The organism is Novosphingobium sp. AAP1 (assembly GCF_001295765.1).
Taxonomy (GTDB): Bacteria; Pseudomonadota; Alphaproteobacteria; order Sphingomonadales; family Sphingomonadaceae; genus Novosphingobium; species Novosphingobium capsulatum.
Genome location: NZ_LJHO01000005.1, coordinates 1 through 21,574 on the forward strand (window position 1 = coordinate 1; position 21,574 = coordinate 21,574).

Below are 21,574 nucleotides of genomic sequence, written 5' to 3' on the forward strand. Positions count from 1 at the left end.
GTCCCCCTCCACCAGCCTGCGGCTGGTCCCCCTCCCCCGGTGGGGGAGGATCAGGGTGCAGGCACCACGTCAAAGGCAATGTTCAGCCGTTCACCCGCAGCGAACGGCACTGTGCCGTGCCACAGCGTGGAGGGGAACAGCACCAGTTGCCCTACCATCGGCGCGATCGTGCCATAGGGGGCAAGATCCAGGCCCAGCTCCTGCGGCGGGGCGCCATAGTGAAAGTGTCCGGCATCGGGCGCGGTGCTTTCGGCCGGATCGGGCAGGGCGACATAGAAGGCGCTGCTGATCCACCCCAACGGATGCGAATGGGTGACGTTGAAGCCTTGCCCGTGCAGCCGCACCGACCAACTGCCGCTGATCCGCACTGGCTCGCGCGGGCGCGAGAGCAGCGGGTGGGCAGGATCGGGCGGGGGCAGGGCGGCAATGTAATCGCGCGTTGCCGCCAGCAATGCCTCGCGCGTGCGCACCAGCACGGGTTCGTGGCGCAGCAGCACGCTGCGGTCGGTCTGCGTGCCGCCGCGCACCGATTGTTCGGGATAGGGCAGTTGCGCCCGGTGCAACCCGCGCAACAGATCGGCCAGTTGCGCCAGTTCCGCGCCGCTCAGCCCCACTGCCACGCTGCGCACAAATGCGGGATCGTCATCGAGCCATTGGGTCCGCGGATCGTCCAGCAGGCGCCAGCAGGTCGACACATAGGGCCAGACCTGCCCGGCCAAAGGTGATCCCGGCGCCTGCTGCGCCAAGGGCAGGGCGAGGGCCAGTGCGGCATCGGGCGCGCCCCCGCGCAGCGCCTGGCGGATGCGTGCGATCGTGATCAGCGGGCTGCCGGGCAGCGTACCCTGGTTGATCAGCCGGGCCATCTCTTCCGCATCGCCGCTTTCGCCGGCCAGGAACACCCGCGCCTGGATCAGGGCAGGCAGCGCGGCCAGGTGTCGTTCCGCTTCGTCCAGGATGGCGGCGGCGCGGGGCCAGTCGCGCACCTGGGCCACGGCGGCAAACCACCCCAGCCACAGGGCGGGCTGCGCCGGATGGGCGCGCGCGGCGCGGGCAAAGCTGGCGTCGAAGGTGTGGCGGTCTCCGTTCACCCAGCGCAGCGAGCCCAGCACGCGGTGCCCGTCGGCCCAGGCGGGGTGGCGCGCCAAGGCCGCCTCCAGCGTGGCCAATGCTTTTGCCGCCTGGCCTTCGCTGGCCAGCGCCAGGGCGTAGTTGCGCTGTGCGTCGAGATGGTCGGGCCAGCGGCGGCAGACCGTGGCGAACAGGTGCGCGGCGGGATGGCCCAGTTCATAGCGCGATTGCGCGTGGAGAAAGGCGACGGCGGGATCGTCGGGCGCCAGGGCATGGGCGCGCGCGATGGCGCCTTGCGCGCCGACCATGTCTTGCCGCGCGCGCAGGATGCGGGCGCGGTCGAGCCATTCGCCCGCGCTTTCGCTCATGCCGGCTGCGGGGCAAGCCCGGCCAGCACGGCGCCATGCATGGGTTGCTGCGCCGCCTCCGCGGCCATGGCGCCGCGCAGCCGGCCCAGCCATTCGCGCCCGTCGACGCCGCGATAGTCGATCAGCGGGTCGTGCCCTTCCGGCAGGTTGTTCTGGCCGATGTGCACGGCCAGCCATGATGGCGGGGCAAACAGGTCCAGCTCACGCGCGATCAGGCGACCATGGCGGCGGAAATGCGCAATTTTCAGGGCCAGGCTGTCGGGGATGTCCATCGCCGCGACATGGCGCCACAACTCGGCATCCTGCCGCTGCGTCAGCTTGTAGTGCAGGATGATGAAGTCGCGGATGCGCTCCATCTCGCCATGGGCGACGCGGTTGAATTCATCGCGCGTGGCGGGATCGAAATCGCGATCGGGAAACAGGGCCAGGATCTTGGAGATATTGGCCTGGATCAGGTGGATCGAGGTGGATTCGAGCGGTTCGAGAAAGCCCGAGGCCAGGCCCACGGCAATCACGTTGCGGTTCCAGTGCAGCTTGCGTCGCCCCGCCTGGAAGCGCACCGCGCGCGGATCGCCCAGCGCCGTTCCATCCAGGGTGCTGGCGAGATCCTCGGCCGCGCGGTCTTCGCCCAGGAACGCGCTGCAAAAGACATAGCCGTTGCCGATGCGGTGCTGCAGCGGAATGCGCCATTGCCACCCCGCCGCGCGCGCGGTCGATCGGGTATAGGGCGTGGGGTTGGGATCGGCGGCGGGGTGGGCGCAGGGCATGGCCACGGCGCGGTCGCACGGCAGCCAGTGCGACCAGTCTTCGTATCCGGTCTTGAGCGCGCCCTCGATCAGCAGCCCGCGAAAGCCCGAGCAATCGATGAATAGCTCTGCCTCGATGCGGCGGCCGTCGGCCATCGTGACTGCCTCGACAAAGCCGGTCTCGCCATGCAGTGCCACATCGGCAATGCGGCCCTCCACCCGCGTCACGCCGCGCTGTTCGGCAATCGTGCGTAGGAAGCGGGCATAGAGCCCGGCGTCGAAGTGATAGGCATAATCGAATGTGCTCATCACGCTGCGCGGATCGGGCGAGGGGTGGGCAAAGCGCCCGGCCCGCGCCAGGTGCCAGGCCATGGCATGCTCGTCGAGCGGGGCGGTCTCCCCCTGGCGGCGCGCCTGCAACCAGTATTGGTGCATCGGCACCATGTCGAAGTTGCGGCCATAGGGGCCGAAGGGGTGGAAATAGCGCGAATTTTCCGCGCCCCAGCCGACGAATTCGATCCCCAGCTTGAAGCTGCCCTTGGTCCGCGCCAGGAACTCGCGCTCGTCGATGCCCAGGGTCTGGTTGAACACGCGGATCGGCGGAATGGTCGCTTCGCCCACGCCGATCGTGCCGATTTCCTCGCTTTCCACCAGGGTGATGGCGCAATCGCGCGCCAGGGCCTGCGAGAGCATCGCAGCCGTCATCCATCCGGCTGATCCGCCGCCAACAATCAGTACCTTGCGGATCTTGCGATCGTCCATGGTCTTGGTCCCCTCCCTGGGTGGCTGCATCCTACAATCAATTGCAGAGCGCGCAAAGCGGGCTTTTGGGCGGGTTGGAACCGCTCTTGTGAACCGGCGCGGACACGCATGAAATATTGGTAATAATCTCATTTGTCAGAAGAAATTGCCAGCGAAAGGTCTAGCTTGCGATCCAGCAGGGCCAGATCAGAAAGGCGCCGCGTGAGTCATCTGTTCATTCTGGCTTTCGTCGTTCTGCTCGTTTTGCTGCGCCGGCAGGCGTCGCGACAGGCCCGCCAGCCCTTGCCCGCTCCGCCACCGCGCCGGCCCGTTCCGGCGGTCGAGGCGGCCGCGTCCGCAATGCCGGGCCTGGCCGATCCTGATGCCAGGGCGCTGGATGAAGGCGATGCCCCGGCCGTGCTGCCCAGCGCGCCCCGGCGTTCTGCCACGCTGGACCGCTTCTACCGCACCGTGCGCGGCCCGGGGCTGTGCTCCCCGCGCTAGACCCTGCACGCCTTTCCCCGCTTCCGTTCAGGAGACATGCGATGGCCATTACCAGACAAGTGATCACCACGGTGCGCAACGATGGGTCCGATGCGCTCGGCACCCGTACCGTCGCTTACAAGATCGCTGATGAAAGCATCGTCTCGGGCTCGCTCTTGACGGTGGAAAGCAACCACTTCTGCGTGCTCAAGTCGCGCGGGGCCGTGCTCGATGTCTATGAAACCGGGCAATATGCCATCGAAACGCCTGACAAGCCGCTGATCGGCTCGATCGCCAAGGGCTTTTTCGGCGGCTCCTCGCCGTGGGTCTATGAAGTCATCTATATCAACCGCTCCAAGCTGCTGGTGCGCAACAGCGGCATCGCCACGTCGGCGGAGATGGCCGAAGTGTCGTATGTCGTCGATTACTACATCCACATCGACAGCAAGCAGGAAGCGCTCGACCTGATCACCCACATGCCGTTTTCCGGCACGGTGATCGATACCAACGAAGTGGCCGATTACGCTGGCCCGGCGATCGAGCAGGCGATCAACCAGATCGTGCAGGTTACCAAGCTGGAAAACATCAACGAGCACATCAACGACGTGCGCGAGGCGGTGAAGGTCCACCTTGCTGATTTCCTCAAGGTTTACGGCATCATGCTCAATGACCTCAAGGTCTTGATCATGCCGCGCGACGAACGCATGCGCGAGTTGATCTCGCTTCAGGCGATCGGCCTTACCCCGATCGAATCGGTGCGCTATTACCTTGCGCTCAAGATGGCGGAAAAGGGCCTGGTTTCCGCCCCTAACGCGGCGGTGGGCATGCCCTTTGCGATCGGTGGCCAGCCCACCGGCTTCTACCCGCTCGGCCCGGAAGTGGGCGCGCCGACATGAGCGGAGGCGAGGACGACGGGCTGGCGGCGCGCGCCGGCCAGGTCGCGCTCAACCTGTTCCGCGGCTATGGCTATACGTTCTATCGCGTGGAAAACGATCTGCGCGCCGATGACCAGCGCGTGCGCCGCATGGTGAGCGAGCTGTTGCAACAGGCGCGCAAGGCGCTGAGCGAGGCCGAAGGGCGCTATCGCCGCGAGATGATCCCGCCGCCTTCGCGCGCCCAGCCGTTCCCGCCCGCAGGCCTGGTCGCCCATGCCAAGCGGCTGGAGGCCCTGGCCCAGACGATCAGCGCGCTCGATGCGCAGGTGTCGCATATGCCGGTGCCTGGCAACGACTTCATGACCGCGCGCTATCGCAACGAGGCTGATACGCTGCGTCGCCTGTCGGAAGTGGATGTGGACCTGGTGGCCGATGCCCATGCCCTGGCCCAAGCCGTGCCGGGCGACGATCCGGTGCTGATCCTGGAGCAGGCGCCCGCCATCGCCGCCACCATCGCCCGCCTCAAGGACCGCATCGCGCAGCGCCAGGCAATGCTGCTGTAACCGCGCCGGGCCGCGCCGCGATGAACCCCCAGGGCCTTGATCCGCACCTGCTGCACGCCTGGCTCACCGCGCGCTCGCTGGCGCGCGGATTGCCCATGCCGGTGCCCGAGCACGGCGGCTTCCGCGTCGATACCGGATCAGACACGGAAACCGTGCGCTGGGTCTTTCCGCGCCTGTGCGATGGCCTGAAAGACCTCGCCCACACGATCTACCAGCCCCGCCATTTCATCAAGGCCTGCGCCACGGCAGAAGCCCTGCGCGCCGCCCTGCCGGCGCACTGGATGGTTCACCCCGCCAGCCACGTGATGCGCGCCCACGGCGCAATGCCGCGCCGAACGCTGGCGCACGGCTACCGCATCACCACCGAGCAATCCGGCCCGGTGGTGGCCGTGCGCATCCTGGGTGAAACCGGCGAACTGGCCGCCAGCGGCTATGGCGCCGAAACGGATCACGTCTTCGTCTACGACCGCATTGTGACCGAGCCCGCGCACCGCCGCAAAGGCCTGGGCCATGTCCTCATGCAGACCTTGCATGCGGCGCGGCGTAATGCCGATAGCCTGGAACTGCTGGTCGCGACGGACGATGGCCGGGCGTTGTACGAGACCTTGGGGTGGCGCGTCGTTGCGGCCTATGCGAGTGGCTCGATTGTTGAGGGTTGATCGGGCTATGTGGGGTGGGGGCGCCTTTCGACCAGAGTCGGTCGTTGAAATCAGCACCGGTAAATGCCGGGTCCAGCCGAAAGCGGTCAATCGCGGTGGGTGAAAGCGGGCGCTCGGCAAAGCACCCCCGCAATTTCAGTCGTTCGAGGCGCTACTACCCCAGCCCGAGAGTCGTTGATCGCAAGGCGGAAGATGCAACAAAATTGGCAATTTTGTCACATGATGAAATGTTCAGTTTCAGTTGCTTAAAATTAAAAAGCTGGACACGAAAAATTTGGCAGTTTGCTACCTCCATCGCCGGGACGACCCATAGATTCCCAGACTCGCCCTTCACTGTACTCAGGAGTTGCAAAGATCGCCGACCACAGGCAGGGCGGTTGCCTCGGCAGATGTAAAATTGGCATCAAAATGGTTCAGGAAGGTCTCGATCAGATGCCCGTGATAATAGGCGTAGACTGAAGACGTAACGTTCTGGTTCTTGGGCTTGATGATATTGAATGTCAGAAGGCCGTCGCTCGTGGAAGGCTTAAACCATGCTTTCTTGGACCATCTCTCGGCCGTATGAGTGTAATATTTACCGTCATCGCTGGTTTCCCAGGTATCAATCTTGCCCTTAGGCTCCTTCTGTTTGATTGCCGCGTCGAACTTCGCAAGCAAAGCCTTCGGGGCCTGAGTATAAAAACGTACAGCCATTGGTAATTCTCCGTTTGTTGGTTAAGGGTGCATCGACGGCACGAGATGCACGTGGTGAGACATCGGACAATAAGCTCGCGATGTCCCACCAAGCGGTATGAGGCCCAGTCACCAGGACATTACACCTTACGGAATTTGTCGGGGCCAGGGCCAATGTTGCGGACGCGAGCAACATGCACCGTCGCGTCCGGATACTTCTGCTTCACCTGGTCGATGACAGCACCCTGCGTGGGGGCGGTAACGACCGATCGCTGGCCGTGTTCGTGCTTGGCACCGAAACCTCCGTCAGGACGGGGTTCGATGAAAATCTTATCTTTTGACATGTGAGGGAACTCCAGATTGGTTGACATAACTACGCTTTGTACCGATTATCATGACGATATCGTCAAGCCAGGGCCGCGGAAGCGATGCCTGGCATCTTAATGGCGTTATCGTCATATTTACTATACGGAGTCGTCATGACCGAGTCAAGTTCCGACTCAATCTTCGCCACCCGCCTCCGTGAGGCGCGGGAAAAGCAGGGGCTTAGTCAGGCAGAACTCGCCCAACGTGCCGAATTGCAGCCTTCCGCTATTGCTCATTTCGAAGCCAATCGACGCAAGCCCTCATTCGAGAACGTGCGGCGTCTAGCGAAGGCCCTAGATGTCTCTTCCGACTATCTCCTTGGAGTCCAAGCGGCGGTGGCTTTCCGAAACGAGGAAAAACTCACCAAGGGCGACCGCGATTATGTTCAAGGGCTAATCGATAAGTTGGCTGGAGCGGGAAAAAAATAATGGCTGGTTTCCGTCTGCTGATGGCCACTCAGGTGGGAGAGAAAGTAGCCCGTGACGAAGGGTTTACCAACCTCCCCGTTCAACCACTTGCTATTGCGGAGCGCAAAGACTTGCACGTCGAAAAAAAACCTCCGGGGATGAAGGGGATATCGGGGGCGCTTATTTTTATGGAGCCGAAGCCGCTCCTAATCTATTCCTCAGAACACCAAAATATTGGCTTCGAAAATTTCAGTATTGCCCATGAGCTAGGTCATTATTGCCTCCCCGATCATCCCAGCCAGATTCTCCAGGAGGGAGGACAGCATTTTTCGCGCGCCGGTTTCAGTGAAGGCGCACTTTCCATCGAGCTTGAGGCCGACCATTTCGCAGCCGGACTGCTGATGCCGGGCTTTCTCGTGCGACGGCTCATTGACGATTCTGAGGTCGGGATTGAAGGTATCCGGCATTTAGCGGAAATGGCTGAGGTTTCATTGACCGCTGCCGCGATCCGCGTCGCTCAATGTGCCCGCTTCCCGATCTGCGTTGTCGTCAGTGCAGGTCAGGCCGTGCTGTACACGTTCCCTTCAGAGACCTTCAAGGGTCTCGGTAGAAACATCTTTCTGCGAAAGGGAGCCGACCTTCCCATTAATTCGACGACGGCCCGCTTCAATGCGCTTGCTAGCAATGTGTCAGCGGGCCGTCAGGCCACGGGCGAGTGCCGCCTACGCGATTGGTTCACGACAGACCGAAACCCAGTGCTCGACGAGCAGGTGGTCGGCTTGGGTTCTTACGGTCTGACGCTCACGGTCCTTTCTTCCGATGAGCTCGCCATCGAGCCCGATCGGGACGAGGATGACGAAGAAGTCGCTCTCCAAGACAGCTGGACGCCAAAGTTCGCTCGGGGACGGTAAGACGCCGAGGAACCAGCGTACGATGTTGTTTCGCATCGATTGCCACATCGGAAATTTATAACTGCAACCCTATTGCCAATTTTGTTGCATTGTAACGATTGCCGCGCCGGCGCGGCAATTTCCGACACTCCTCTGCCCGAATGCTGCCGATCACCTACCGGCCCAATTGCGGTCGCAATTCGTGCTTACATTTAGCCGAGCAGCGGGTTTTGGAAAGATATCTGCCATTCGGGGCATCATCAGGGAATGGCCGGAAAGTCCCGAACCCAGACCCCCGCCGCATTCTATACTGCTAAAGCGGTCAAAGCCTCGACGCTCCACCTTCACCCCAAGCGCCCACCCCACCCCTCTGGCCCCCCCGTGATCTGCAAGCTGGACGCCGCGCCTTGTCCATGCCGGCGCAAAGTGCCAGTCGGTAAGAATGCAAACGGGGTAACAAGGTCATGGTCACGCGTCGCGCTTTCGTGTCGGGTTCGCTCAACGCCGTGGCGGCGTCTGCCCTGCCAGTGCGGGCGCTGGCGGCCGCGCAAGGGACGGTGGAGGTGGCCTATGTCAACGCTGCGGTGTGGACCGGGGCGGGGCCGGACGTGCGCAGCGATGCCATCGGCGTGGCCGGGGGGCATGTCGTGGCGATCGGGCGCGAGGCGGTGCGGGCGCGGTCTGGTCCGCGCACCCGCGTGGTCGATCTGCAGGGCGCCTTCGTCACGCCCGGGCTGGTTGATTGCCACACCCATTTCACCATCGGGTCGCTGGCGTTAACCCAGCCGTCGCTGCGCAATGCGGCCAGCCCCGATGAATTCGTGGCGCAGATCGCCAAGGCGGCGCGCGTGCTGCCCAAGGGCGAATGGCTGGAAGGGGGCAACTGGGACCAGGATCGCTGGGGCGGCACCCTGCCCACGCGGCAGTGGATCGATGCCGTCACGCCAGACACGCCGGTGGCGGTAATCCGCTATGACCTGCACATGATCTTGTGCAATTCGCTGGCGCTCAAGCTGGCGGGGATCGACCGCAACACGCCCGATGTGCCGGGCGGGGTGATCGTGCGCGATGCGCAAGGGGAGCCGACCGGGATCGTCAAGGATGCGGCCAAGGACCTCGTGCTGCGCGCCATTGCCCAACCCAGCCCGGCGCGGCTGGATGCGGCGGTGCGCGCCGGGATCGCCCTGGGGCTGAGCAAGGGCGTGACCGAAGTGCACGTGCCCGATCTCGATTGGTCGACCTATGAAATCACCCATCGGCTGCGGTCGCAGGGCGAAACCGGCATGCGGTTCTATCAGTTTACGCCGCTGAAAGACTGGGAGCGCATGGCCCGGATCGTGGCCGAGGAAGGCCGCGGCGACGACTGGGTGCGCTGGGGCGCGTGCAAGGTGGTGTTCGACGGCTCGCTGGGGTCGCGCACCGCGCTGATGTATCTGCCGTACCAGGACGAATCCGGCGCGCATGGCATCGTGGTGACCGATCCCAAGGATCTGGCGGCATGGATGACGGGCGCGGACAAGGCCGGCCTGCAGGTGACCGCCCATGCCATCGGCGATGAAGCCAATGACATCGTGCTAGATACCATGGCGGCGGTGACCAAGGCCAATGGCGCGCGCGACCGGCGCTTTCGCATCGAACACGCCCAGCACTTGCGCGAAGAAGCGATCGGGCGCTTTGCCCGGCAGGGGGTAATCGCTTCGATGCAGCCCTATCACGCCATCGACGATGGCCGCTGGGCCGTGCGGCGGATCGGGCCGGAGCGGCTGCGCACCAGCTTTGCCGTGGGATCGATGGTGCGCAGTGGCGCGCATGTCTGCTTCGGGTCTGACTGGCCGGTGGCGCCGCTCGATCCGCTAACCGGCATCTATGCCGCGGTGATGCGCGAGACGATCGATGGCAAGAATCCCAAGGGCTGGTATCCCGAACAGCGGATCACCATGGCCCAGGCGCTGCGCGGCTATACCCGCGAGGCGGCCTATGCCGGCAAAGTGGAGCACCTGCGCGGCGTGATCATGCCCGGCATGCAGGCCGATTTCGCGGTGTTCGACCGTGACCTGTTCCACATCGATCCCGAAACGATCGAGCAGGCGAAAGTCATCCGCACGGTGGTTGGCGGGGTAGAGCGCTTTACCGCCTGAGCGAGCGGCCGCGGCGCAGCGCCCAGGCAATGGGCGCCACGCTGGCGGTGAGGCCAAGCGCGGCGGCGACGTCTTCCCAGCCGTCGCCCGCCAACCCGGCGATCATGCCGGCCAGCGAAACGACCGCGATGATTGCCACCGGCACCAGGGGATGCGCCTGCTTCATGCCGCGCGCGCCTTGCGGGCCGGGCGGGGTTTGCCCAGCCACAGGTAGAGCCCGCTGCCCAGCACCACGATGCTCACCAGATCGAGCAGCGCCCAGAGAATTTTCATGGCCAGCCCCCCGTAATCGCCAAAGTGCAGCGGTTGCGCCAGCAGCAGGCCTTTCATGTACCACGGCATCGGCGCCACGCCATCGACCTGGCCGGTGCGCGCATCGACCATCACCGGGGTGAGCAACTTGGCGGTGAGCGGGGTGGCGCCCTTGAGATAGACCGCGATGTGATCATGGCTGCTGAAAGCAGCGCCGGGAAAGGCCACGAACTGCACCGTCATCCCCGGCACGGCGGCCTGCGCATGGCGCAGCGCCAGCGCGGCAATGCCGGGGCGATAGGGCACGATCGGCCCCGTGCTGTCATGCGCCAGGCGGGCCAGGGCATCGCCGCGCCACCAGGCGGTGATCGGATCGGCCAGGGTATTGATCGTGCCGGTCAGGCCCACGACCATGGCCCAGGCGAGCGTGACGCCGCCGATCACGTTGTGCCAGTCGAGCCAGCGCAGGCGGTTGGACTTGCCCCGGCGCACCGTGGCAAAGCCCGGCTTGCGCGCGAAGGGCGCGTAGAGCACCACGCCCGAAACCAGCGCCAGGGCAAAACACAGGCCCATCGCGCCCAGGAAATATTCGCCCACTTTGCCCAGCAGCAGATCCTTGTGCAGATCGAGCACCGTATCCATCACGCCATGGCCGGGGGCATCGCCGTGGGGTGGCGCGGCAGTGCGCAAGTCGATCGGGTTGAACTGCATCGCCGCTTCGGGCGCATCGCCGGTCGGGCCGGTGGTGAGGTTGATGACCGGGCGATCTTCATCGAAACTCAGGTAGATCGGCACGCTGCCGGGATGGCGCGCCAGCGCGGCCGCCATGGCGCGATCAACCGGCAGCAGGTCGGCCGCGCTCCAGCGTTCGGGCCGGGTCGATTTTGACAGGCCGTCGATCTCGTCATGAAAGATGAGCGGCAGGCCAGTCAGCGTCAGGATCAGCACGAACAGCGTGCAGGTGAGGCTGGACCAGGTGTGCACCTTGCCCCAGGCGCGCAGTGTCGCGGGCTTCATGGCGCGGTATCCTGCCACCACGGTGCAACCGCCGCCTGGCCATCGCGGGCCAGGGTGCGGCCATCGAACGCGATACCGCCGCGCATGACGAGCGCGATGGCACGGGCATTGGCAATGTCGGTGCGTGGATCGGCATCGAGCACGACGAGATCGGCCAGCTTGCCGGGCGTGATGCTGCCCAGGTCGTCCGGGCGGCCGATGATCCGGGCGTTGTCGATCGTCGCCATTTCCAGCGCTTCCATCGGGGTCGCGCCGCCGGCCACGAAGGCGCCCATTTCCCAATGCACGCCGATGCCCTGCATTTCCCCATGGCTGCCTACGCCAACCAGGCCGCCGGCGCGACGCAGGCGCACGGCATCCCGGGCAAAGCGCTGCCAGGTCTGCCAGGGTGCGGCGGTCCAGTGCCGGTCGCGCAGCCGGGCCGCCAGCGCGAACGGCGGGGTAAAGCGCGTGAGCCGCGCATCGTCTTGCGGGGCGTGGTTTTCGATTTCGTCGAAAAGCAGGGGCGCGCCGCCATAGAGCACGGTGATCGTGGGGGTGTAGGCGATCTGGCTGGCCACGAACAGGCGCACCACGTCGTCATGGATCGGGGTGATGGGCAGGTTGTGCTCGTTGCCGGAAAAGCCGTCGATCGCGTGGGTCAGCTCCAGCACATAGTCGGCCGCGCCCTCAGTCGTGGGCATCATGCCCAGCTTGCGCGCGGCATTGGCCATATCCTGCCGGGCGGCGCGGTCGCCAATCATGTAGCTCTTTATGTTGCGCGTGCGATAGGCATCGCGATAGCGGGTGAGCACATCCTGCGCGACGCCTTGCGAGGTGATCGCGCTGTTGACGAACACGCCCGGCCCGGTGCTGAACAGGCGCGGCCCGGTCGAAAGCCCGGCGTCCATGCGATCGGCATAGGCAAAGATATCGGGCGTGAATGGCTGCACTTCCAGCACGGAAGTGACGCCATATGCGAGCAGCGCGGGAAATTCCCAGTGCGTGCCATCGTGGATGGTGCGCGGAATGGGGAAGAAGTGGGCATGCGCATCGATCAGGCCCGGGATGATGAACTTGCCGGCCAGATCGCACACCTGCGCCCCGGCGGGAACCGGCACGGTGCCACGCGGGCCGATCGCGGCAATACGGTCGCCCATGATCACCACATCGGCATCGGCGATGACGGCACCGTGGTCCATGGTCAAAACCGTGGCGCCGCGCAGCACCTGCGGCATCGCGGGCAGCGCGCGGGGTACCTGCACCGAGAGATCGCGCGGGGTGGCAGTGCTTTCGGGATCGGCGGCGGTGAGTGCCGCAGGCGCGGCATGGCGCCAGAACGGCCCGGTGGTCCACGACAGGCCGTCGCCATCCCAGCGCATGGTATCGGCGCCGATGCGGGTAATCTGGCGCTGCACTGCGCTGGCATCGGCCAGGTTCACCGGCTGGTCCGTGGCGGGCAGGGGCAGCACGTGCAATTCGAACGCAGTGAGCGCGGCGAGCCAGTGGCCGTCGGGCGAAATCCGCAGTTCATCGACCGGGCGCGGTTCCTTGACATATTGCCCGGCCGCGCGGGCGACGATGCGGGCGCGTGGGCGCAGGGTGCCATCTGCTTCCACGCGGGCGAGGGCGCCGCCGCTGTTGACCCACCAGCTGCTATCGTCGGTCTGCTGCAGCTGCTTGAGGCCGGCGCCATGCGCGATCACGCGTGGCGCGCTGCCATCCCGGCCCAACGCGACCACGTCTACCGGCCAGGCTGGATCGAGTTCGTTGGGCGCGTGCAACCGGTCGAACTGCGCGGCGCGCAGGGCCACCACGCCGCTGCCATCGCGGCTCCAGCGCGGTTCGGTCCAATAGGCGCCCTGCGGCCCCAGCGCGTGGGGCGTGCCGCCTTGGGCGGGAATGGTCCACACCCCGCCGCCCGTTTCCGCGCTCCAGCGCACGAAAGCCAGGGTCTGCCCATCGGGCGACCAGGCGGGCTGGAACGCATTGCCGGCAAACAGTGCGCGCGGGGCGCCACCGGCGCGGTCGGCGAGATAGAGCGTGCCTAGCGCGGTAAAGGCAATGGCCTTGCCATCAGGAGACAGCGCCGCGCCTTCAGCCAGGTGGCTGCGCACCGTGGGGCCGTCTTCCACGCGCTGCCGCACGCGGCTTGGCGGGGCGAGCGCGAGGTCGACTGGTGCCGTGAACGGGATCGGCGTCTGCGCGCCGCTGGCCAGGTCGATCCGCACGAAACCGCCGCCCTTGGCCAGGATCAGCGCGCGGCCATCGGGGGTAAAGCGATAACCGGGGGTGAGGTCGTAGTAATAGCCGCCTTCCTGCCCATCGTGGTCGATCGGCCAGGCGATCCAGCGGTCTTCGCCCGTGGCCAGGTTGCGCAGGCGCAGGCCGGTCTCGCTGGTGGCGGGCGTGGTGCCATCGCGCCGCGCGGCATAGGCCAGCAACTGGCCATCGGGCGAAAGCACTGGCCGCATGCCGCCCGGCACCACGGTTTCCACCGCGCTTGTAGCCAGATCCTGTCGCACGATGGACCAGGTGGGCGGATCCTTCTCGGTCCAGGTGTGGCCGCGCTTGGTGGCATACCACACCGCCTTGCCATCGGGAGACGGCGCTGCTCCCAGGGCATTGATGCGCTCGTCCCAGCCTTCGTTGCCGCTGGGTTGCGCCTTGACCAGCACTTGCGCCGCGCCGCCGTCGAGCGGCACGCGCCACAGCTCGAACGCGAGAACAGCATGGACCGCGCGGCTGACATAGACGCTGCGGCCGTCGGGCGCCCATGCCGGAGAGGTCATGAGCACGAGCGACGTTTCGTGCGTCAATTGGCGTGCGCCGCTGCCATCGCTGCGCGCGACCCACAGGTTGGTCACGCCCGAGCGATCGGAAATGAACGCAATCCATTGCCCGTCGGGGGAGGGCACCGGATTGCGCTCGAACGGCGTGCCGGTGAGCACCGCTTGCGCCGTACCGCCGCCAGCCGGCATACGATAGATATCACCCAGGATATCGAACCACAGCCAGGCGCCGCCGGGCGAGAGCGCTGGCTGCGCCCAGGTCGCTTCGTGGGCCTGATAGGCCAGATGCCGGGGCGGCTCGGCATGAGCGGCCCCGGCGGCCAGCGCCAGTACCAGGGAAAGAACCGGCGCGGCCTGGCGCATCAGAGCGACCAGTCGGCCCGTAGGCCCAGCGTGCGTGGGCGCACGATCGAACCGGCCGGCACCGCCTGCGACGTGAATGGCGCGTTGAGAATGCCGAACTTGTCGAACACGTTGTTGGCAAACACCATCACCCGCAGCTTTTCGCCCACGGTCACGCTGGCGCGCAGATCGAAGATGTTGAAATTGCCGCGTGTCGCGGTGTTGCCAAACGCGACCGGAGCTGACGACAGGTAGCGATGCGCCACTTCGAACGAAGGCTTGAGCGGCGCATCGGCAAACTCGAACTTAAGGTTGTTGGCCACCGACCAGCGCGACGATCCGGGCAGGACCGAGCCCGAGGCATAGCCGCCGCCCACGGCAAAGGTATCGGGCAGGAACGCGGTGAGGCGCGCATCCTGGACCGTGGCGCTGGTGCTGAAGCTGGCAAAGCGCGCCAGTTGCGCCGTGGCGGACAGTTCCACGCCGCTGATATTGGCGCTGCCGGCGTTGGAGACATAGGAATAGTATGACGGCGCCGGGCCAAACAGGCGTGCCTGAATGCCTTTCCAGTCGATATTGAACACCGTCGCCTCGACATAGAGGCGGTTGTCGAGCGCGTGGAATTTCACGCCCATTTCATAGTTCTTCACCCGGTCGCTGTTGTATTTGACCGGGATGGTCGGCAGCAGGCCGGCGTTGGGGTTGATCCCGCCCACGCGATAGCCTTCCGAATAGGTGGCGTAGGCCAGGAAATCCTTGGTGGGCCGCGCCGTGATCGTCACCTTGGGGGTGAAGCCGTCTTCCTTGTTGGAGACGTAACCCTTGGCGTCCGTGGGGTTGTAGCCACCCGGATAGCCGCCCAGCGCACCCGCCTGGTTGACGACGGTGGCGTTGTAGCGGTTCCAGAAATAGCGGCCGCCCACGGTGATCTCGATATCGTGGCGCGGGGCATAGGTCAGTTCGCCAAAGACGCCCACGTCCTGGTTATAGGTGTCAGACAGGTAGCCATAGAGGCGGTCGCCGGGGGTCAGCACGCTACCGGCATAGCCGCCGAACAGCGCGGGATTGGCGTCGATATAGGCCGCAGCCCCGTTCTGGAAGATCTGGTCGTAGCTATGCTTGCGCGCTTCCATATAGCTCGCGCCGATCAGGTAGCGCAGCGGGGTATTGCCCTTGGAGGCAAGGCGCACTTCCGCCGTCTTGATATTGGCATTGGCATTGCCAGCCGAATAGGCCGCACCCGATCCCGTGGTCACGCCGGTGACGTAGTAATAGGGATAGGAAAACTGGGTGAAATTATGCTTCTCGATAACCGAGCCGATCGCGGTCAACTCGGCGCCGCCCAGGTCCTGGTCGAGGCGCAGCGAGTTCATCCAGAAGCGCGTGCGCTGCGGCTCGGCCCGTGCGGTGTTGCGGATGTAGGGGTGGTCGAGATCGAGGTAGGTCTGATCTTCAAGGTAGGTATCCTGCCACGATGACAGATAGCTGATCTTGGTCGCGGCCGTGGGCGTGAACACCACCGAGCCGCGCAGGCCGCGCGTGCGGAAATCGTTGCTGCCGTTCACCCCGGTGCCGGGATTGTCGAGATAGCCCGCGTCAAACCGCTGCAGCGCGACCAGGCGCACCGCCAGCTTGTCGGTCACCAGCGGTACGTTGATCATGGCCTTGGCGGCATAGTTCGCTTCGCCATGGCTGTTCTTGGTGGTGCCCACCAGGCCCGATGCGGCGGCATCGATCTTGGTCGGATCGGCCAGGTTCACCACATAGTTGACGAGGCCGCCCAAGGTGGAAGAACCGAACAGCGTGCCTTGCGGGCCGCGCAGCACTTCCACCCGGTTGAGATCGAATGTGTCGACATCGGGGATGGCGATGGGAAAGCCCGGTTCCACCAGCGGCACTTCGTTGAGGTAATAGCCAACCGTGGTCTGGCCCTGTTCGTGATAGGTCGTCGCCGCGATCCCACGGATCACCACCTCGGAAATGCCGGGCTGGTAATCGTTGAACACCACGCCGGGCAGGCGGGCGATGTAATCGCCCAGGCTCTGCGCGTTGGCGGCGGCCAGATCCTTGCCCGAGACGGCGCTGGCGGCGATCGGCGTCTGGTCGAGCGCCACGGCGCGCTTGGTCGCGGTGACGACGATGCTGCCGGCGCTTTCGGCCGCCGGTTCATCTGCGGCCAGGGCCGGCTGGGCAGCGAGTGCCAGCGCGGAAACGCCGGCCAGGCAGGCAAGATGCAGTGTGGTCCTCATGGTACTTCCCCTGTGCATGTCATGGATCGCCCGGTTCGGCTATCCTGCGGTTTCGTCCCTGTGTGCCGCTGCATGGGCCTGCAGGCGGTCGTCGTTGAGCCGCTGCATCCACCCGGCAAGCACCGGATCGGGATGGGCGGCGATGATTTCGCGCAGTTCGGGCAGGTCTTCCTCCTGGCCCAGCTTGAACCGCGCATCGGTGGCAGTAACCGTGGCGCGAAAGCCGATGATCCGCGCCATCAGGTGGGGCAGGCGCGCGCCGGCCTCTTCTATCTGCCAGGGCCGTGGCTGGTCCGCTTCGACATGGGTGGTCAGTCGGCGCACGGCAGGCATCGTGCCGTTCTCGTCGAACGCCACGGTCACTGCGAAGGCGGCGACGGCAAAGTTCCAGGTGGGGGCCCAGTGCGGCTTGCTCACCAGCGCGGGCGAGACATAGCCCTGCGGCCCCATGACCAGCACGTGCGCGCGCGGATCGGCCTGCAAGGCGGCGACCTGCGCATTGCGGCGCGAGCAATGGCCGATCAGCGCCGTCACCTCGCCGCTGTCGTCGAGTTCGGCCACAAGCGGCAGGGGCGTCGCGAAAAAGCCGGCCTCGCCATGGTTGACGAGCCATGCCAGCGGATAGTCCGCCACGAGCCGGGCCAGATCGGCAGGGGTGCCAGAAGGAAAGTCCATGGCCGCCATCTTGCCGCTTCCCTGGCCCGGCAAAAGTGCCAGATTCGCAATTTGTCGGGGGCCAATACGCCGGGCTCAACCCCGGCCCAGTGCACCCAGCACGCGCACCGCCTGTACCGTGCGTTCCGCGGCATGGCTGGCAAAGCCCAGGCGCAGGCCATGGGGGGCATTCTCGGCCAGGCGATAGGATGCCGATTGGGCAAAGGTGATGCCGGCCGCGCCTGCGCCTTCCTCGATCCGGGCAAGCGCGGCAAGATCCTGGAATTCCAGCCACATTGCCAGGCCGCCGGCGGGCAAGCGGGCGCTGACCAGATCGCCCAGTTCATCCTGCACGGCCTGGGCCAGCGCATCCCGGCGCTGGCCATAGATGCGCGTGGCCTTGCGCGCGTGGCGGCGCACTTCGCCTTCTTCGAACAGCATGGCCACCGCATCCTCGGTCAGGCTGTTGCCCATGCCATCGCCGATCGAAACCTGGTGTGCCGCCGCCGCGATCACTGGCGTTGGCGCCACGATATAGCCCACGCGCAGCGCGGGCAGCAGCAGCTTGGACAACGAGCCCACATAGATCACCACATCAGGCGCATAGGCGGCCATGGGCAGCAGCGGTTGCGAGCCAAAGCGAAATTCGTGGTCGTAATCGTCCTCGATGATGGCAAAGCCAAACTGGCGGGCCAGCTCCACCAGGCGCAGCCGTCGCTCCGGCGCGAGCGAAACGGTGGAGGGGAACTGGTGGTGCGGGGTAAGGAAAACCGCGCAGACCTTCCGGCTGCGACAGGCGCGCTCCACCGCGTCGACGTCGATGCCCTCGTCGTCAAGCGGTACCGGCAGCACCGGCACCCCGGCCGCCTGGAACGCGGCGACGGCGGGTTCATAGGTCAGCGCCTCGGCCAGGGCGACCGCACCGGGACGGGCGAGCAGCCGTGCGGCGAGCGCGATGCCCATCTGGCTGCCCCGCGTGACGCACACGTTTTCCGCGTCCACCACCAGCCCGCGCTCCTCGCGCAGCATGGTAGCGAGGCTCGCGCGCAGCTTGTCGCTGCCGCAGGGATCGCGATAGCCCAGCTGTTGGCGCCGCGCGGCATAGAGAGCAGCGGTGCGAAAGGCGCGCGCCAGGGCCTCGGGTGGGAACAGGCTGCCATCGGGGCTGCCCTCGTCCAGCTTGATCACCCGGCCAGGCGGCACGGCAATGGGTCGATCGGGTGGGGAGACGAAGCGATAGATCGGCCGCCGGCCGATGGGCGGACTGGCCTCGATCGCCTCGGGCCGGCTGCGGGGCAGCCGCTTGGCCACCGCTGTGCCCTTGCGCCCGGCCGCTTCCAGCCAGCCCTGCGCCATCAGTTCCTCGTAGGCCGTCACCACCGTCTTGCGATTGAAGCCCAGTTCCGCCGCCAGTTCCCGGCTGCTGGGAAGCGCCGAGCCGGGTTGCAGACGCCCACGCTCGATCTCGTGGATCAGGGCATGGGCCAGCTGCATATAGAGCGGCGTGGCCTGATCGCTGCGAATGCGCTGTTGCAAGGTAAGGGACCAGCCGCGGCGCATGGACCTGTGATGGACTCCGCAAAAGGGGTGTTGTGGGGTCCAATCGGGGTTTTGGGATTGGGGGTCAAGGGGCTTCCCTTGCGGCGCTGCGCAGCACCTCCGTTCTTGCGCGTTACAAGACCTGTCCGAATGGGGTGGAGGCCCCGGCCGCCGTCAGACCTTTTCGAGCATCAGCGCGATGCCCTGGCCGACCCCGACGCACATGAATGCCAGCGCATAGCGGCCGCCGCTGTGGTGCAGTTCCTCGATGGCGGTCATGACGATCCGCGCGCCAGACATGCCCAGCGGATGACCCAGCGCGATGGCGCCGCCATTGCGATTGACGCGCGGATCGTCGGCACGGATGCCAAGAGACCTGAGCGTGGCGATCGCCTGGCTGGCGAAGGCTTCGTTCAACTCGATCACATCGACCTGTTCGAGCGCGATCCCGGTGATCCGGCACAATTTGCGGGCCGCCTCGATCGGGCCTGCGCCCATCACGCGCGGGGCAATGCCCGTTGTGGCCATGCCAAGTATCCGGGCGCGGGGCGTCAGACCATGGGTGCGGGCGGCCGCTTCGCTGGCAACCAGCATGGCCGCCGCGCCATCGTTGAGGCCTGAGGCATTGCCGGCGGTTACCGTCCCGTCGGGGCGGACGACCGGCCGGAGCTTGGCAAGCGCCTCCAGGCTGGTGGCGCGGGGATGCTCATCGCGCGCGAAGATCGTGGGCTCGCCCTTGGGCTGGGGAATGCCGATCGGCACGATTTCCACCGCCATTCGGCCGCTGACGATCGCCGCTGCGGCCTTTTCCTGGCTGGCGAGCGCGAAAGCGTCCTGTTCCTCGCGCGTGATCCGCCACTCGGCCGCCACATTTTCGCCGGTCTGCGGCATCGTGTCCACGCCATAGGCCGCGCGGAGCAGCGGGTTGATGAAGCGCCAACCCAGGGTGGTGTCCTCGATCTTCTGCCCGCGGTCGAAGGGCGTGGTTGCCTTGCCCAGCACAAACGGGGCGCGGGTCATGCTTTCGACGCCCCCTGCAATGATCAACTCGGCATCGCCGGCGCGGATCGCCTGGGCGGCCATACCGACGGCGTTGAGGCCAGAGCCGCACAGCCGGTTGACGGTAGCCCCAGGCACCGCTTCGGGCAGGCCTGCCAGCAGCACCGCCATGCGCGCGACGTTGCGGTTGTCTTCGCCCGCCTGGTTGGCACAGCCAAGCAGCACGTCGTCGATGGCTTCCCAGTCCACCCCGCCGTTGCGCTCGCCAAGCGCGCGCAGCGAAATGGCGGCGAGATCGTCAGCGCGGATGGTGGAGAGCGCACCGTTCAGCCTGCCGATCGGGGTGCGGATAGCGTCGCAGATAAAGGCGTGGCGCATCAGAGATCCTGGCTTGAGGACGGAGAAGACAGCGCGACCGAGAAACTGGCGCCGGTTTTTGCCCGAATTTCCTCCACCGTCACGCCAGGCGCGCATTCGACCAGGCGCAGGCCCGGCTTGGCGCAGGCGAGCACGCAGAGATCGGTGACGATCAGATCGACGCAGGCCCGGCCGGTCAGCGGCAGCGTGCAGGCCGGCAGGATCTTGTGCCCGCCGCTCTTGCTGGTGTGCTCCATCACCACGACGATGCGGCGCACGCCTGCGACGAGGTCCATTGCCCCGCCCATGCCCTTCACCATCTTGCCCGGGATGGTCCAGTTGGCGATGTCGCCGCCTTCGCTCACTTCCATCGCGCCCAGAACGGCCATGTCGATCCGGCCGCTGCGGATCATCGCAAAGCTGTCTGCGCTGGAAAAGAAGCTGGACGTGGGCAGGGTGGTGACGGTCTGCTTGCCGGCGTTGATGAGATCGGGATCGGCTTCGCCGGGATAGGGAAACGGCCCGATGCCAAGCAGGCCGTTTTCCGATTGCAACGTCACATCGATGCCGGGGGGAACATGGTTTGCTACCAGCGTCGGGATGCCGATGCCAAGATTGACATAGTATCCATCCTGCAACTCGCGGGCGACGCGGGCCGCCATTTCGTCGCGGGTCCAGCTCATGTCACAATCTCCGGCGCGCGGGTGGTCAGCTTTTCGATGCGCTTCTCGTTGATCGTCGACCGGACGATCCGGTCGACATAGATGCCGGGTGTGTGAATGCAGTCCGGGTCGAGCGCGCCGGCCGCGACGATCTCTTCCACTTCGACAACCGTGACCTTGCCCGCCGTCGCCATGTTGGGATTGAAGTTGCGCGCGGTCTTGCGGAACATCAGGTTTCCTTCGGGATCGGCTTTCCATGCCTTGATGATCGCCAGATCGGCACGCAGCCATGTTTCGCGGACGTATTCCACGCCGTCGAAGGTTTCGATCGGCTTGCCCTCGGCCACGAGCGTCCCCACTCCGGTCTTGGTATAGAACGCGGGAATGCCCGCGCCGCCCGCGCGGATGCGCTCGGCCAGCGTGCCTTGCGGCGTGAGTTCCAGTTCCAGCTCGCCGGAGAGGTATTGCTGCTCGAACAGCTTGTTCTCGCCGACATAGGACGAGATCATTTTCTTCACCTGCCGGCTTTCCAGCAGCATCCACAGGCCAAACCCGTCGGCACCGGCATTGTTCGAGATGACCGTAAGGCCGCGAACGCCGCGTGCGCGGATTTCCGGGATCAGGCTTTCCGGATTGCCCGACAGGCCAAAGCCGCCGGACATGATCGTCATGCCGTCGAACAACAGGCCGTCCAGCGCGTCGGCGGGGCTATCGTAGAGCTTGTTCTTCATGGTTCCTCCAGCGGTGCAGACCGTG

Annotated in this window: 20 protein-coding genes; 7 read left to right on the forward strand and 13 right to left on the reverse strand. The window is 65.6% G+C overall.

Annotated elements, in window-relative coordinates; translation table 11 throughout:
- Nucleotides 1-50 precede the first annotated feature (50 nt).
- Nucleotides 51-1,436 (reverse strand): putative 2OG-Fe(II) oxygenase, encoded by a 1,386-nt coding sequence (locus IP65_RS11850; RefSeq protein ID WP_054131891.1) that lies wholly within the window; start codon nt 1,434-1,436, stop codon nt 51-53.
- A complete protein-coding gene (locus IP65_RS11855; RefSeq protein WP_054131892.1) occupies nt 1,433-2,944 on the reverse strand; it encodes a tryptophan halogenase family protein in 1,512 nt (503 codons plus the stop codon). The genes IP65_RS11850 and IP65_RS11855 overlap by 4 nt, the downstream gene beginning before the upstream one ends.
- A 201-nt stretch (nt 2,945-3,145) precedes the next feature.
- Between IP65_RS11855 and IP65_RS11860 the strand changes: the two genes are divergently transcribed.
- Genes IP65_RS11860 through IP65_RS11875 form a run of 4 tightly spaced genes read left to right on the forward strand, consistent with a single transcriptional unit; the run spans nt 3,146 to nt 5,503 of the window.
- Nucleotides 3,146-3,427, forward strand: a complete 282-nt coding sequence (locus tag IP65_RS11860; RefSeq protein WP_022677532.1) for a hypothetical protein — start codon at nt 3,146-3,148, stop codon at nt 3,425-3,427.
- Nucleotides 3,428-3,468: 41 nt separating this feature from the next.
- Nucleotides 3,469-4,302 (forward strand): SPFH domain-containing protein, encoded by an 834-nt coding sequence (locus tag IP65_RS11865; protein WP_022677533.1) that lies wholly within the window; start codon nt 3,469-3,471, stop codon nt 4,300-4,302.
- The gene (locus IP65_RS11870) at nt 4,299-4,844 is read left to right on the forward strand and encodes a hypothetical protein (RefSeq protein WP_054131893.1); all 546 of its coding nucleotides are present in this window, start codon (nt 4,299-4,301) and stop codon (nt 4,842-4,844) included. Before IP65_RS11865 ends, IP65_RS11870 begins: the two co-directional genes overlap by 4 nt.
- A 20-nt stretch (nt 4,845-4,864) precedes the next feature.
- Nucleotides 4,865-5,503, forward strand: coding sequence for a GNAT family N-acetyltransferase (locus IP65_RS11875; RefSeq protein ID WP_054131894.1), 639 nt, complete (start codon nt 4,865-4,867; stop codon nt 5,501-5,503).
- A gap of 339 nt (nt 5,504-5,842) precedes the next feature.
- Here the strand turns inward: IP65_RS11875 and IP65_RS11880 are convergent, their stop codons facing one another.
- Nucleotides 5,843-6,196, reverse strand: coding sequence for a hypothetical protein (locus tag IP65_RS11880; RefSeq protein WP_054131895.1), 354 nt, complete (start codon nt 6,194-6,196; stop codon nt 5,843-5,845).
- Between the two features lie 119 nt (nt 6,197-6,315).
- A complete protein-coding gene (locus IP65_RS21345) occupies nt 6,316-6,519 on the reverse strand; it encodes a hypothetical protein (RefSeq protein ID WP_156306565.1) in 204 nt (67 codons plus the stop codon).
- Nucleotides 6,520-6,654: 135 nt separating this feature from the next.
- Here IP65_RS21345 and IP65_RS11885 point away from each other — a divergent pair, with 135 nt between their 5' ends.
- From IP65_RS11885 to IP65_RS11895, 3 genes are all read left to right on the forward strand, one after another.
- Nucleotides 6,655-6,969: a helix-turn-helix domain-containing protein gene (locus tag IP65_RS11885; protein WP_054131896.1), complete on the forward strand. Its 315-nt coding sequence runs from the start codon at nt 6,655-6,657 to the stop codon at nt 6,967-6,969.
- Nucleotides 6,969-7,859 carry an ImmA/IrrE family metallo-endopeptidase gene (locus IP65_RS11890; protein WP_054131897.1) on the forward strand — a complete coding sequence of 297 codons (891 nt, stop codon included), beginning with the start codon at nt 6,969-6,971 and terminating at the stop codon, nt 7,857-7,859. The genes IP65_RS11885 and IP65_RS11890 overlap by 1 nt, the downstream gene beginning before the upstream one ends.
- A 443-nt stretch (nt 7,860-8,302) precedes the next feature.
- Nucleotides 8,303-9,976: an amidohydrolase gene (locus IP65_RS11895; protein ID WP_054131898.1), complete on the forward strand. Its 1,674-nt coding sequence runs from the start codon at nt 8,303-8,305 to the stop codon at nt 9,974-9,976.
- On the opposite strand, the gene IP65_RS21715 is transcribed toward IP65_RS11895, so the two are convergent.
- The 9 genes from IP65_RS21715 to IP65_RS11935 form a co-directional block, all read right to left on the reverse strand.
- Nucleotides 9,966-10,142 (reverse strand): hypothetical protein, encoded by a 177-nt coding sequence (locus IP65_RS21715; protein ID WP_166643369.1) that lies wholly within the window; start codon nt 10,140-10,142, stop codon nt 9,966-9,968. The two genes, IP65_RS11895 and IP65_RS21715, sit on opposite strands and share 11 nt — an antisense overlap.
- Nucleotides 10,139-11,245 (reverse strand): PepSY domain-containing protein, encoded by a 1,107-nt coding sequence (locus IP65_RS11900; protein WP_054131899.1) that lies wholly within the window; start codon nt 11,243-11,245, stop codon nt 10,139-10,141. The genes IP65_RS21715 and IP65_RS11900 overlap by 4 nt, the downstream gene beginning before the upstream one ends.
- Complete coding sequence (locus IP65_RS11905) at nt 11,242-14,379, reverse strand: amidohydrolase family protein (protein ID WP_054131900.1); 3,138 nt, start codon at nt 14,377-14,379, stop codon at nt 11,242-11,244. Before IP65_RS11905 ends, IP65_RS11900 begins: the two co-directional genes overlap by 4 nt.
- Nucleotides 14,379-16,607: a TonB-dependent receptor gene (locus IP65_RS11910; protein ID WP_054131901.1), complete on the reverse strand. Its 2,229-nt coding sequence runs from the start codon at nt 16,605-16,607 to the stop codon at nt 14,379-14,381. The genes IP65_RS11905 and IP65_RS11910 overlap by 1 nt, the downstream gene beginning before the upstream one ends.
- 39 nt (nt 16,608-16,646) lie before the next feature.
- Entirely contained in the window at nt 16,647-17,282 is a 636-nt protein-coding gene (locus IP65_RS11915; protein WP_171794989.1) for an FMN-binding negative transcriptional regulator, read from the reverse strand.
- A gap of 75 nt (nt 17,283-17,357) precedes the next feature.
- Nucleotides 17,358-18,797 carry a PLP-dependent aminotransferase family protein gene (locus IP65_RS11920; RefSeq protein WP_231627675.1) on the reverse strand — a complete coding sequence of 480 codons (1,440 nt, stop codon included), beginning with the start codon at nt 18,795-18,797 and terminating at the stop codon, nt 17,358-17,360.
- Between the two features lie 177 nt (nt 18,798-18,974).
- Nucleotides 18,975-20,177: a 3-oxoadipyl-CoA thiolase gene (gene pcaF / locus IP65_RS11925; RefSeq protein WP_054131904.1), complete on the reverse strand. Its 1,203-nt coding sequence runs from the start codon at nt 20,175-20,177 to the stop codon at nt 18,975-18,977.
- A complete protein-coding gene (locus IP65_RS11930) occupies nt 20,177-20,839 on the reverse strand; it encodes a 3-oxoacid CoA-transferase subunit B (protein ID WP_054131905.1) in 663 nt (220 codons plus the stop codon). Before IP65_RS11930 ends, pcaF begins: the two co-directional genes overlap by 1 nt.
- Nucleotides 20,836-21,549 carry a CoA transferase subunit A gene (locus tag IP65_RS11935; RefSeq protein WP_054131906.1) on the reverse strand — a complete coding sequence of 238 codons (714 nt, stop codon included), beginning with the start codon at nt 21,547-21,549 and terminating at the stop codon, nt 20,836-20,838. Before IP65_RS11935 ends, IP65_RS11930 begins: the two co-directional genes overlap by 4 nt.
- Nucleotides 21,550-21,574: the final 25 nt, after the last annotated feature.

Excerpts from the sequence above, each read along its gene's own strand:
- IP65_RS21715 (WP_166643369.1), bottom strand. The coding sequence starts at position 10,142 with ATGAAGCAGGCGCATCCCCTGGTGCCGGTGGCAATCATCGCGGTCGTT.
- IP65_RS11870 (WP_054131893.1), top strand. The coding sequence starts at position 4,299 with ATGAGCGGAGGCGAGGACGACGGGCTGGCGGCGCGCGCCGGCCAGGTC.
- IP65_RS11915 (WP_171794989.1), bottom strand. The coding sequence starts at position 17,282 with ATGGACTTTCCTTCTGGCACCCCTGCCGATCTGGCCCGGCTCGTGGCG.
- IP65_RS11865 (WP_022677533.1), top strand. The coding sequence starts at position 3,469 with ATGGCCATTACCAGACAAGTGATCACCACGGTGCGCAACGATGGGTCC.
- IP65_RS11880 (WP_054131895.1), bottom strand. The coding sequence starts at position 6,196 with ATGGCTGTACGTTTTTATACTCAGGCCCCGAAGGCTTTGCTTGCGAAG.
- IP65_RS11910 (WP_054131901.1), bottom strand. The coding sequence starts at position 16,607 with ATGAGGACCACACTGCATCTTGCCTGCCTGGCCGGCGTTTCCGCGCTG.
- IP65_RS11930 (WP_054131905.1), bottom strand. The coding sequence starts at position 20,839 with ATGAGCTGGACCCGCGACGAAATGGCGGCCCGCGTCGCCCGCGAGTTG.
- IP65_RS11855 (WP_054131892.1), bottom strand. The coding sequence starts at position 2,944 with ATGGACGATCGCAAGATCCGCAAGGTACTGATTGTTGGCGGCGGATCA.
- IP65_RS11905 (WP_054131900.1), bottom strand. The coding sequence starts at position 14,379 with ATGCGCCAGGCCGCGCCGGTTCTTTCCCTGGTACTGGCGCTGGCCGCC.
- IP65_RS11885 (WP_054131896.1), top strand. The coding sequence starts at position 6,655 with ATGACCGAGTCAAGTTCCGACTCAATCTTCGCCACCCGCCTCCGTGAG.
- IP65_RS21345 (WP_156306565.1), bottom strand. The coding sequence starts at position 6,519 with ATGTCAAAAGATAAGATTTTCATCGAACCCCGTCCTGACGGAGGTTTC.
- IP65_RS11935 (WP_054131906.1), bottom strand. The coding sequence starts at position 21,549 with ATGAAGAACAAGCTCTACGATAGCCCCGCCGACGCGCTGGACGGCCTG.
- pcaF (WP_054131904.1), bottom strand. The coding sequence starts at position 20,177 with ATGCGCCACGCCTTTATCTGCGACGCTATCCGCACCCCGATCGGCAGG.
- IP65_RS11890 (WP_054131897.1), top strand. The coding sequence starts at position 6,969 with ATGGCTGGTTTCCGTCTGCTGATGGCCACTCAGGTGGGAGAGAAAGTA.
- IP65_RS11895 (WP_054131898.1), top strand. The coding sequence starts at position 8,303 with ATGGTCACGCGTCGCGCTTTCGTGTCGGGTTCGCTCAACGCCGTGGCG.
- IP65_RS11900 (WP_054131899.1), bottom strand. The coding sequence starts at position 11,245 with ATGAAGCCCGCGACACTGCGCGCCTGGGGCAAGGTGCACACCTGGTCC.
- IP65_RS11850 (WP_054131891.1), bottom strand. The coding sequence starts at position 1,436 with ATGAGCGAAAGCGCGGGCGAATGGCTCGACCGCGCCCGCATCCTGCGC.
- IP65_RS11875 (WP_054131894.1), top strand. The coding sequence starts at position 4,865 with ATGAACCCCCAGGGCCTTGATCCGCACCTGCTGCACGCCTGGCTCACC.